At 74.1% G+C, this 10,770-nt stretch carries 9 protein-coding genes; 5 read left to right on the forward strand and 4 right to left on the reverse strand.

Annotated features, from left to right (window positions below; translation table 11 throughout):
- From ACWJ6R_RS20425 to gatB, 3 genes are all read left to right on the forward strand, one after another.
- Window positions 1-578: AAA family ATPase (locus ACWJ6R_RS20425; protein WP_449063767.1), on the forward strand; the 578-nt coding region annotated here is incomplete at its 5' end.
- Window positions 575-1,144, forward strand: a complete 570-nt coding sequence (locus ACWJ6R_RS20430; protein ID WP_449063768.1) for a hypothetical protein — start codon at window positions 575-577, stop codon at window positions 1,142-1,144. The genes ACWJ6R_RS20425 and ACWJ6R_RS20430, both read left to right, overlap by 4 nt.
- A gap of 105 nt (window positions 1,145-1,249) precedes the next feature.
- Entirely contained in the window at window positions 1,250-2,755 is a 1,506-nt protein-coding gene (gene gatB / locus ACWJ6R_RS20435) for an Asp-tRNA(Asn)/Glu-tRNA(Gln) amidotransferase subunit GatB (RefSeq protein ID WP_449063769.1), read from the forward strand.
- 166 nt (window positions 2,756-2,921) lie between these two features.
- On the opposite strand, the gene ACWJ6R_RS20440 is transcribed toward gatB, so the two are convergent.
- Both ACWJ6R_RS20440 and ACWJ6R_RS20445 read right to left on the reverse strand, forming a co-directional pair.
- Window positions 2,922-5,351, reverse strand: a complete 2,430-nt coding sequence (locus ACWJ6R_RS20440) for an FtsX-like permease family protein (RefSeq protein WP_449063775.1) — start codon at window positions 5,349-5,351, stop codon at window positions 2,922-2,924.
- Entirely contained in the window at window positions 5,351-6,082 is a 732-nt protein-coding gene (locus tag ACWJ6R_RS20445) for an ABC transporter ATP-binding protein (RefSeq protein WP_449063770.1), read from the reverse strand. The genes ACWJ6R_RS20440 and ACWJ6R_RS20445 overlap by 1 nt, the downstream gene beginning before the upstream one ends.
- A 97-nt stretch (window positions 6,083-6,179) precedes the next feature.
- On the opposite strand from ACWJ6R_RS20445, the gene ACWJ6R_RS20450 reads away from it, so the two are divergent.
- Complete coding sequence (locus ACWJ6R_RS20450; protein WP_449063771.1) at window positions 6,180-6,788, forward strand: response regulator; 609 nt, start codon at window positions 6,180-6,182, stop codon at window positions 6,786-6,788.
- Between the two features lie 106 nt (window positions 6,789-6,894).
- On the opposite strand, the gene ACWJ6R_RS20455 is transcribed toward ACWJ6R_RS20450, so the two are convergent.
- Both ACWJ6R_RS20455 and ACWJ6R_RS20460 read right to left on the reverse strand, forming a co-directional pair.
- Window positions 6,895-8,754, reverse strand: coding sequence for a sensor histidine kinase (locus tag ACWJ6R_RS20455; RefSeq protein WP_449063772.1), 1,860 nt, complete (start codon window positions 8,752-8,754; stop codon window positions 6,895-6,897).
- A 92-nt stretch (window positions 8,755-8,846) separates the two neighbouring features.
- Complete coding sequence (locus ACWJ6R_RS20460) at window positions 8,847-9,542, reverse strand: sensor histidine kinase (RefSeq protein ID WP_449063773.1); 696 nt, start codon at window positions 9,540-9,542, stop codon at window positions 8,847-8,849.
- 207 nt (window positions 9,543-9,749) lie between these two features.
- Between ACWJ6R_RS20460 and ACWJ6R_RS20465 the strand changes: the two genes are divergently transcribed.
- Window positions 9,750-10,553, forward strand: a complete 804-nt coding sequence (locus ACWJ6R_RS20465; protein WP_449063774.1) for a hypothetical protein — start codon at window positions 9,750-9,752, stop codon at window positions 10,551-10,553.
- Window positions 10,554-10,770: the final 217 nt, after the last annotated feature.

Below are 10,770 nucleotides of genomic sequence, written 5' to 3' on the forward strand. Positions count from 1 at the left end.
CCGCCGACGGGGCGAACCTCGCCGCGTTGCTCGGCCGGATGGCGGGCACGGCGGCCTTCGCCGACCTGGTGGCCGACCTCGCCGCGCTGGTCCCCGGCGCGGCCGGGCTCCTGCCCCGGCTGGAGCGCGGCGAGTGGTCCTTCGGCCTGGTCCTGGACGGCCAGGGAGAGGTCCCGGCCGCGCTGCTGTCGGACGGGACCCTGCGGATCACCGGCCTGCTGGCGGCCCTGCACGACCCGGACCACCCGGCCACCCTCCTGGTGGAGGAGGTCGAGGCCGGCGTGCACCCCGGTCGGGTGGGGGAGCTGCTCCGGCGGGTCCGGCAGCGGGTCCGCGAGCCCGGCGGCGCGGAGCCGTACCGGCAGGTGATCGTGACCAGCCACTCGCCGGCGGTGGTCGCCGAGCTCGGCCGGACGGCCCCGGAGTCGCTGGTCTTCCTGGACGCGGTGGTGCGCGTGGACCCCGCGGCCGACCGGACGTCGCGGGTGAGCGTGGCCAAGCCGGTCCTGCCGGACGGCGAGCCGGGCACGTTCGTCTCGCCCCGGCAGCTCCGCCAGTACCTCGGGGCGGCGGCATGAGCAGCCGCTCCCTGGTCCCGGGCCTGGTCGCCGAGGGGGACGCGGACGGGGGCTTCCTGAGCGTGGTGGTCCCCCGGCAGCTCCGCGAGCTCGTGCGGGCCTCGCCGTACACCGTGGACGTCGAGGCCACGCGAGTCATCGTGTGCGCCCGCGAGCACCTGGTGGCGGCGCTGGAGGAGCTGGCGGGCGACTGCCATCTGATCTTCGCCCGGTCCGGCGACCGCGAACGCGGCCGATCGGACGGGATCCGCTACCACTCGCACTACCTGGTGCCGGTGGTCGGGCTGGGCGACACCGAGGCCTGGCCGCTGGCGGATCCCACGGTGTGGGCCGGGCTGCCGGGCAGCGACCTGTCCCGGCTGCCGGCCAGCCCCGCCGACGTCGAGCGGATCGCCTACCCGCGGGAGGTGCTGACCGCGACCGCGCCCCGGCGGGGCAAGCCGGTCGGCGACTACTTCGAGTACATCGGACGCAACATCGACCTCGCCGTCCTGGCCCGGGTCCCCGGCTACGCCGGCTGGGTCGCCGAGACGCGGAACGCGCTGAAGGGACTCGGGTACCTTTGACGCCTCCCACCGCCCGCGCCGACGGCCCCGACGGCACTGTCATCGCAGAACACTCCGGACACTCCGGCTCTCCCGGATCGGACTGATGGAAATGGTGAACGAATCATGAGTACAGGCACGCTCATGCCGTACGACGAGGCGCTGGAGCGCTTCGAGCCGGTGCTGGGCCTGGAGACGCACGTCGAGCTCGGTACGGCCTCGAAGATGTTCTGCGCCTGCCCGACGACGTTCGGCGCGCCGCCGAACACCCACGTCTGCCCGGTCTGCCTGGCGCTGCCGGGCTCGCTGCCGACGGCCAACGCCAAGGCGATCGAGTCGACCATCCGGATCGGCCTGGCGCTGAACTGCTCCATCGCCGAGTGGTGCCGCTTCGCCCGGAAGAACTACTTCTATCCGGACATGCCGAAGAACTACCAGATCAGCCAGTACGACGAGCCGCTCTGCTTCGACGGCTACCTCGACGTCGAGGTGGACGGCCGGACGGTGCGCATCGAGATCGAGCGCGTGCACCTGGAGGAGGACACCGGCAAGTCCACCCACATGGGCGGCGCGACCGGCCGCATCCACGGCGCCGACTACTCGATCGTCGACTACAACCGCGCGGGCATCCCGCTGGTGGAGATCGTCACCAAGCCGATCCCCGGCACCGACCGGCTCGCGCCCGAGGTCGCCCGCGCCTACGTCACCGAGCTGCGCGAGGTCATGCGCTCCCTGGGCGTCTCCGACGTGCGCATGGAGGAGGGCTCCATGCGGTGCGACGTCAACGTCTCCCTCATGCCGCGCGGCGCCTCCGAGTGGGGCACCCGGACCGAGACCAAGAACGTCAACTCGCTGCGCAGCGTCGAGCGGTCGGTCCGCAGCGAGATCGAGCGCCAGGCCGGGATCCTGGCCGGCGGCGGCCGGATCGTCCAGGAGACCCGCCACTTCCACGAGGACACCGGCACCACCACCTCGGGCCGGTCCAAGGAGGAGGCGCAGGACTACCGCTACTTCCCCGAGCCCGACCTGGTGCCGATCGCCCCGGACTTCGCCTGGGTGGCCGCGCTCAAGACGGCCCTGCCGGAGCTGCCGCGCCTGAAGCGCAAGCGGCTCCAGCAGGAGTGGGGCGTGTCCGACCTGGACATGGAGGCCATGCACAACGCCGACGCCATCGACCTGGTCGAGGCGACGGTGTCGGCCGGCGCGCCGCCCGCGGACGCCCGCAAGTGGTGGATGGGCGAGCTGGCCCGCCGGGCCAACGAGGCCGGGGTGCCGCTGAGCGCGCTGCGGATCACCCCGGACGAGATCGCGCGGGTCTGCGCGATGGTCGCCGGCGGCGCGCTCAACGACAAGCTGGCCCGCCAGGTGCTGGAGGGCGTGCTGAACGGCGAGGGCTCGCCGGACGACGTGGTGGCCGCCCGCGGCCTGCAGATCGTCAACGACGAGGGCGAGCTGTCGGCGATCATCGACCAGGTGCTGGCGGACAACGCCGACGCGGCGGACAAGGTCCGCAACGGCAAGATCGCCGCCGTCGGCGCGCTGGTCGGCGGCGTCATGAAGGCCAGCCGGGGCAAGGCCGACGCGGGCCGGGCGCGCGAACTGCTCCTGGAGAAGCTCGGCGTCTCCGAGTAGTCCTCATCGGGGCGGCGCCGTCCCAGAGGGAAAGCGATCCGCGAGGGCGCGGGTCCACCGGTCTCCGGCCGGCGGATCCGCGCCCTCGCGGTGTCCGGCTCCTGCCGACTACCGGGAATGCGGGTTCCCGGAACCTATCCGCCCGCGGGCCGTCCGGATCCGCAGATCAGGAGATCGCGTCGGCGGGACGGGTACGGAGGACGAGCCGCACGGGAAGGGCGGTGGCGGCCAGGGCCAGGACGGCCACCGAGGCGACCACGGCCAGGTAGGCCGGCGGTGGCACGTGCGGCCGTGCCGAACCGGTCATGCCCAGGCTGAAGGCCGTGAGCGTGGCCAGCGAGATCACCGTGCCGACGGTCACCGAGACGAGCACCGCGGTCAGCGTCTCCAGCCGGGCCGTCCTCAGCACCTGCCGGCGCGTGGTGCCGACGAGACGGAGCAGGGCGAATTCGCGGGAGCGGTCCGCGGCGGACATCGCCAGCGTGTTGACCGCGGCGATCGCGGTGAACGCGATGATCAGACCCATCGCCACGTGGTTGACCTCGGCGTTCGGCGTTCCCGCCGCGGCGGCCCGGACCCTGTCGAGCACCGCGACGCCGGGTGCGGCCCGCTCCAGGAGCGCGCGGGAGAGCGACGGCGCCGAGACCAGGACGGTGGAGAAGGGATCGTCGACGTGCGGGCGCACCAGCTCGTGCGCCAGGAGGAGCTCGCCGTACCCGAGGCCCCGCTCGTAGAGGGCGACGACGCGGAGCGTCGCGTGGGTGCCGTCGCCGAGGGTGAGCCGGAGCGGCGAGCCGACCGACACGCCGAGGCGGGACGCGGCGGTCCGGCTGACGGCGACCGTCCGCGGGCCGAGCTCGTGCAGCGACCCGGCGACCACCCCGGGATCGAGCGTCAGCGAGAGCCCCCCGGGCGTGACGGCCTGCGCGCCGTACTTCTCCAGGCCGACCCGGACCGAGGTGTGCAGCACCTCGGTGACCGCCTCCACGCCCGGCACCCCGCGTACGGCCTCCGCCGCGGCGGAGGAGACCCGCGGGCCGAGCACGTAGCCGGCGCGATCGCCCGCCGCCGCCTCCTCCTGGGCGGCGTGCCCCATCGTGGTCTGCGCGAACAGGATCGTGCACGTCATCGCGACCATGAGGCTGAGTGGAGTGATCACCGAGGCCAGCCGGTGCGACCCGGCCCGCAGGTTCGCGGCGGCGAGGTACCCGCTCACCCGGGAGGCGCGCAGTACCACTCCGAGCAGCGCGGCGGCCACCCGGGCGATCACCGGGCCGAGCAGGGCGGCCGCGACCGTCCACACCAGTGGGGTCAGCATCGTCACCGGGCCGGACGCCGCCTCGGTGGACAAGCCCGACAGCACCGACGTCAGCACGGCAGCGCCCGCGGCGCACGACAGCCCGGCGAGCATCCGTCCCCGGTGCAGGCGCGCGGTCGGCAGCGCCGCCTCACCGAGAGCCTCGACCGGGCGGATGCGGGCGGTCCGGCGGGCGGAGACGCGCGAGGCGGTCCAGGCGGCCAGGACGGTCGCCGCGAGCGCGGCGAGTACCGGGAACGGGCTCACCACGAGCCGCAGGTTCTCCGGCATCACACCCAGCGCGGCGAACCGGGAGCGCAGCCAGAGGCCCAGGCCGACTCCCAGAGCGGACCCCAGGGTTCCGGCGACGACGCCGAGCACGAGCGCCTCGCCGCCGAGCAGCCGGCGCACCTGCCGGGGTGTCGCCGCGACCGCTCTCAGCAGGGCGATCTCCCGATGGCGCTGCTGGACGGAGAGCGCGAACGTGCCGGCCACGACGAGGACCGCGACCAGCAGCGCGGTACCGCCGAGGGCGCCGCCCACGCTGATCAGCTTCAGCCGTGCCTGCTCCGCGTCGAGGAACTCGGCCGCGCCGCGCTCGTCTCCGGTGTGGACGACCGCACCGCCGAGCACCGGGGTCAGGTCGATCCGAGGCGCGCCGGACCGGGGGAAGACGCCGATCGCGCTGACCAGACCGGGGCGGCCGGCCAGGCGGCGGGCCTCGGAGGCGGCGAAGAACAGCGTGTCCTGGCTGGGCAGGGCCTCGGCGGTGACGCCCGTCACCCGGTAGACCCGTGATCCCGCCGGTGACTCGACGGCCACCTCGGCGCCCACGTCCAGCCCCGCCCGCGCGTCCGCCACCAGTTCGTTCCCGTCCCTGGGCGCGCGTCCGGCGCGCAGGGTGAACGGAGTGAGCGGGGCCGACTCCCAGCCGTGCCCCCAGAAGGACCGGCCCGCGACCAGGACGGGGAACGTCACCTCGGTGACCACCCGCTCGACCCCCGGGAGCCGGTCCAGCTCCCCGGCGAGGGAGGCGGGGATCCACCGGCGCTCCGACAGAGCCTTGGCCTTCGTCTTGGTCTTCTCCTCCGACTTCCGGACCGTCTCGCGGGCGTACCGGTCGCCCGCGACGAGCACCGGGGCACCCGCGTAGCGTTCGGGGGCGACGCCGCCGCGCAGCCCGGTCTCCAGGAGCATCCCGCAGGCGCAGACCAGGGCCGCCGCGCACATCAGGGCGACGAAGGCGCCCGCGAAGCCGGCCTTGCGGTGCCGGATCGCCCGCAACGCGAAGAAGATCATTACACCCACGCTCCCAGTCTGGTCATCCGCTCGGCCACCCGGTCGGAGGTCGGCGCGGTCATCGCGTCCACGATCCGGCCGTCGGCCAGGAACAGGACGGTGTCGGCGTAGGAGGCCGCCACCGGGTCGTGGGTGACCATCACCACGGTCTGGCCCATGCCGTCCACCACCTCGCGGAGCAGCCTCAGCACGTCACGGGCGGTCATCGTGTCGAGCGCGCCGGTGGGCTCGTCGCCGAAGACCACCTCGGGCCGGACCGCCAGCGCCCGGGCGATGGCCACCCGCTGCTGCTGCCCGCCGGAGAGCTGGGCGGGCCGGTGCCCGGTCCGCCCGTCCAGGCCGACCCGCGAGACGACCTCGCGGAGCCAGGCCCGATCCACCCGGTCGCCCGAGAGCCGGAGCGGCAGCGTGATGTTCTCGGCCGCGGTCAGCGAGGGCACCAGGTTGAACGCCTGGAACACGAATCCGATCCGCCGCCTGCGCAGCTTCGTCAGCCGCGTCTCGTCCATCCCGGTCAGCTCGGTGCCGCCCAGCCGTACCGAGCCCGAGGACGGTGCGTCCAGCCCGGCCGCGCAGTGCAGAAACGTGCTCTTCCCCGACCCCGACGGCCCCATCACCGCGGTGAAGCTCCCCTGCGGGATGCCCGCCGTCACCTCGCGCAGGGCCGCCACCGCACCCTGGCCCGTGCCGTACACCTTGCTCACCGCGTCCAAACGCACCACGTCCGTCATGCCTTCCAGCCTGCTGACCCGCGGCCCGCCGGGCCAGAGATGTGATCATCGGCGGACCGTGACATCGTCATGATCCGGACACTGGTAGACATGTCCCGTGATCCGTGTGCTGTTGGCCGAGGACCAGCACGTCGTCCGGGGCGCCCTGGTGGCGCTGCTGGGCCTGGAAGAGGACCTGGAGGTCGTCGCCGCCGTCGAGTCGGGCGACGCCGTGGTGCCCGCCGCGCTTCTGCACCGGCCCGACGTCGCGGTCCTCGACATCGACATGCCCGGCGCGCTCGACGGCCTCGCCGCCGCGGGAGAGCTCCGCGTGCGGCTGCCCGCCTGCCGGACGCTCATGCTCACCGCGTACGGCAAGCCGGGCCATCTCCGCCGGGCGCTCGGTGCGCGGGCGGACGGGTTCCTGCTGAAGACCGCACCGCCGGAGGAACTGGTGGCCGCCATCCGCGCGGTGGCCGGCGGCGAGCGGGTGCTCGATCCCTCGCTGGCGGTGACGGCCTGGGACCTGGCCGACAACCCGCTCACCCCCCGCGAGGCCGACGTGCTCCGGCTGGTGGCAGAGGGGATCGACGCCGCCGAGATCGCCGGGCGCCTCTTCCTGAGCGCGGGGACCGTACGCAACTACATCACCGCGATCGTCGCCAAGCTCAACGCCCGCAACAGGGTCGACGCCGTGCGCATCGCGAGAGAGGCGGGCTGGATCTGACCACGCCGTGCCCACACGGCCGGGACGGGAGACGGGGGCCGGGCCACCCGGGGACGGGGCCGCCGGGGAGGGACCGCGGGGCCGCGCCGTCCGAGGCGCGGGGGCCTCAGCCGGCGGGTACGGACATCGCGGGGGACGCGATGGGGACACGGGCCTCGATCTCGAACCGCTCGCCGTCGCGGGTGGTGGCGAGACCGCCGCCGAGGGCGGCCAGCCGCGTGGTCAGGTTGCCGACTCCAGCCGAGCCGCGGTGCCCCGCGGTCCGGTCCGGGGCGGAGCCCCCGGCGGGAACCGCGGCCGGACGCACGCCGTCGTTGCGCACGCGGAGCCGTACCTCGCCCTGCCCGCGGTCCGCCGCGATCGTGCAGCGGCGTGCGGCGCTGTGCCGGAGCACGTTGGTCACCGCCTCACGCAGCACCGCGCTCAGCACGGTCTCGACCTCCGCGGCGACCCGGCCGTGGCACAGCTCGACCGTGGCCTCGATGCCCGCGGCGCCCAGGAGCGACCGCGCCGAGTCCGCCTCGGCGGCCAGCGGCATCTCGTGCCGCTCCCCGGAGACGGAGCGCATGTCGGCCTCGGCCTTCTCCACCATCTCGAGCACGTCCTCGATCTCGGCGCGGGCCCGGACGGGATCGAGCCTCCTGGCCAGCTCGCACTTGAGCAGGATCGCCGCCATGCTGTGGCCGAGCAGGTCGTGCAGGTCCCGGGCGGCGCGCAGGCGCTCCTCGACCACCGCCGAGCGGGCCAGCTCCTCCTTGGCCGCCTGGACATCCTTCGCCAGCAGGGCCAGGCGGAGCTGCAGGAGGAGGATCAGCCCGAGGCAGGCGGCCGCCGGGAGCAGCGAGCCCGCCGGGAGCCGGAGCAGCGCCTTGGCGCTGAACCCGGCCAGGACGACGGCCAGCAGGGTGAAGGAGAGAACGGAGGCGTGCCGGTCGTCCGGCGGGAGCGGTGGAGCGGATCCGGCGCCGGGAAGCACGACGGAGACGGTGAAGCGGCCGGTGGAGGAGAGACCCGTCGTGAGCGATCCGCCCGCCTCGGCGACCCGGCAGGGGAGGTCGCCCAGGCTCTCGTCCTCCGCGGTCCTGGCTCCGTCGTTGGAGACGCGGAGCCGGACCCCGCCCTCGGACGTGTCCGTCTCGATCGCGCACGTCGTCGCCGTGCCGCGCCGTACGACCTCGGTCACCGCCTCCCGGAGCACGGCCGCGAGCAGCGCGCCCGCGGGTCCCAGCGGTTCGGCGTGGCCGACGCGCACGTGCGCGGTCACGCCCGCGGCAGCCAGCATCGCGCGGGCGGTGGTGATCTCGGGTGCCAGCGACATGGTGCGGTACCCGGAGGCGGCGGCCCGCGCCTCGGCCAGGGCGCGCCGTGCCGTGCCCGCGACCTGTCCGAGGATCTCAGCCGTGCGTTCCGGGGCGGCCAGGGCTCGCCTGCCGCCTGCGGCGATCATGGTGAGGCCTCGCCCGAGACCGTCGCTCAGCTCGGCGGCGATGCGCAGCCGCTCCTCGGCGACGGCGGCCACGGCGAGGGCGAGCCTGGCCGAGTGCAGCTGGCCGACCCGCTCGGTGAGCCGGGTCAGGCCGTAGACCACCAGCGCGATCAGGATCATCGTGATCGTGATCGTGGCGTCGGCCGCGGCGGACGCTTCGCCGTACCGGACGGAGCCGATCACCGCCGCCGCCGCGGCGACCGCCGGAGCGAGCGGCCACAGCGGCGACAGCAGCAGTGACCCGGCCAGGAAGCCGAGCATGCCGACGGATGCGCCGGAGGCGAGAACGCCCCAGAACCCGGCTCCGGCCTGTACGGCGAACAGCGTCGGCCCCCGAAACCGCCCGAGCGCCGGCAGGACGTGAACGAGCTGCAGCGCGAACACGACGATCGCGATCGGTACCCCGGCCAGCAGGTACACGCCGGCGAACGCGCCCAGAACGGCGAGGGTGATCCCCCGGGCCAGGTGAGGCGCTTGCATCTGCGGCAAATCCGTACCCCCGAATTACGGGACAGAGCGGTTCACTGGACAGACCCGCCCAGTGCGCGACCGCCGTCCGGGCCCGGTGGTGCTCATACCCGGGTGCCGTCCGGGTCGTAGGGCAGTCGGGCCGCCACGCGGAAGCCTCCTTCGGGCCGGGGCTCCGCCTCGAACGTGCCTCCGTACATCTTGGCGCGTTCGCGCATGCCGATCAGGCCGTGACCGCACTGACCGGCGTGGTCCGCGCGCGGCGGACGGCCGTGGCGGGGGCCGTCGTCGACGACCTCGATCACGGCTTCCCGCCCGTCGACGTCGATGGTGACCGCGCAGCGGGTGGGCCCGGCGTGGGTGACGACGTTGGTCAGGGCCCGCTGCACGATCCGGTACACCGACATCGCGACCGCGGCGGGCAGCACGGCCCTTTCGCGGACGGTCAGGTCCACCTCGATCCCGGCCGAGCGGGCGTGGGCGGCCAGTCCGGGCAGGTCCCCCATGCCGGGCGCGGGCAGCCGGTCCTGCCGGGGGTCGCCGTCGGAGCGCAGCAGGTCGAGCACCCGGTGGATCTCGGCGAGCGTGCTGCGGCTGGTCTGCTCGATGACGGCCAGCGCGGCGCGTACCTCCTGCGGGCGGGTGTCGGCGACGTGGTTGGCGACGGCGGCCTTGACGGCGATCAGGCTCATGCTGTGGCCGATGACGTCGTGCAGTTCCCAGGCGATGCGCCGGCGCTCGTCGGTCACCGCGGCGTCGGCGACGCTCTTTCCATCGAACCGCCGTTCAGCCCATTCCATGGCGGCAAGCTACCGCCGCACCGGAGCACGCGGCGTCTGCCCACGGTCGGACATGCGCCTCTGTCCAGGGTCGTACCACCCGCCCGGACCCGCCCGTCGAGATGCGACCCCGGCCAGACGTGCGCCCCCCGCGTCGCGCCGCACCATTGGTGTGCCCCGGAACACCGGGCGGGGCACACCGACACGGACAAGACGGAGCAGCAATCCATGAGCATCGATCTTCGCGGGCGCATCACCGGATGGCGGCAGGCCGGCGCGGACCGCAGGGCCGCCAACGCCGCCGCCGACCTGGACCGCCGGCCCGCCTTCCCCGGCCGATGGATCAGCGGCATCTCGCTGATCGCCGGCCCCACCCTGATCCTGGCCGGGACCCTGCTGCGCTCGGAGTTCTACTACTTCGTCCCCTACCAGCTGCGCGCCTACAGCCAGCACCCCACCCTCATCACCGCCGCCTACACCTGCTTCGCCCTCGGATTCGTGCTGCTGTGGCCGGCGGTCATGACGCTGGCCCAGCGGATCTCCGTCACCAGCCCGCTGTGGGGCATGTGGGGCGGCTGCCTGGTGATGATCGGCCTGTTCACCCGGACCTTCCAGTTCGGCATCGACCATATGTCCTTCCACCTGACCGACGTCCTGGGCCTGCCCACCATGCTGGAGGGCGTCACCGGCTACTACGACGCCTGGCGCGAGACGCTCTGGCACCCGTTCAAGACCATGTCCGGACCGGCCTTCTTCGGCTGGATCGTGCTGGCCATCGGCGCCTACCGCTCCGGCGCCCTGGGCCTGGGCCGCTCCATCGCCCTGGGATTGATGTCGGCCCTGGCCCTGGGCCCCCTCAAGGGCACCGAACCGCAGTCCTTCATCGCCGTGGGCGGCCTGTGCCTGGCCTTCATCCCCCTGGGCGTCTCGCTGCTGCGCAACGGCCCCGCGCCGACCCGGCGCGCCATGATCTGGACCGTCGTCCTCATCGCCGTCCACGTCCTGATGACCGGCTTCGGCCCGCGAGGATGACCACCCCGGCCGGTGCCGGTGAGCCCGGAACCCACCTCGGGCGCGGCCGGCTCCGCGTAAGAGACCACCCCCACTCAGGCGCGATCCACCGCCCTGCCGGAGGAGATCCGCGAGCAGGCCCGCAGGCGCACGGGCGGGTGACCGGCTCCGGAGCCCGTACCGGGGCCGGTCACGGGCTCCGGAGTCCGGGGCCGGGGCCGCCCGGTGGGGGGAGCGG

Source organism: Planomonospora algeriensis (assembly GCF_977012225.1).

Excerpts from the sequence above, each read along its gene's own strand:
- ACWJ6R_RS20465 (WP_449063774.1), top strand. The coding sequence starts at position 9,750 with ATGAGCATCGATCTTCGCGGGCGCATCACCGGATGGCGGCAGGCCGGC.
- ACWJ6R_RS20445 (WP_449063770.1), bottom strand. The coding sequence starts at position 6,082 with ATGACGGACGTGGTGCGTTTGGACGCGGTGAGCAAGGTGTACGGCACG.
- gatB (WP_449063769.1), top strand. The coding sequence starts at position 1,250 with ATGAGTACAGGCACGCTCATGCCGTACGACGAGGCGCTGGAGCGCTTC.
- ACWJ6R_RS20430 (WP_449063768.1), top strand. The coding sequence starts at position 575 with ATGAGCAGCCGCTCCCTGGTCCCGGGCCTGGTCGCCGAGGGGGACGCG.
- ACWJ6R_RS20440 (WP_449063775.1), bottom strand. The coding sequence starts at position 5,351 with ATGATCTTCTTCGCGTTGCGGGCGATCCGGCACCGCAAGGCCGGCTTC.
- ACWJ6R_RS20460 (WP_449063773.1), bottom strand. The coding sequence starts at position 9,542 with ATGGAATGGGCTGAACGGCGGTTCGATGGAAAGAGCGTCGCCGACGCC.
- ACWJ6R_RS20455 (WP_449063772.1), bottom strand. The coding sequence starts at position 8,754 with ATGCAAGCGCCTCACCTGGCCCGGGGGATCACCCTCGCCGTTCTGGGC.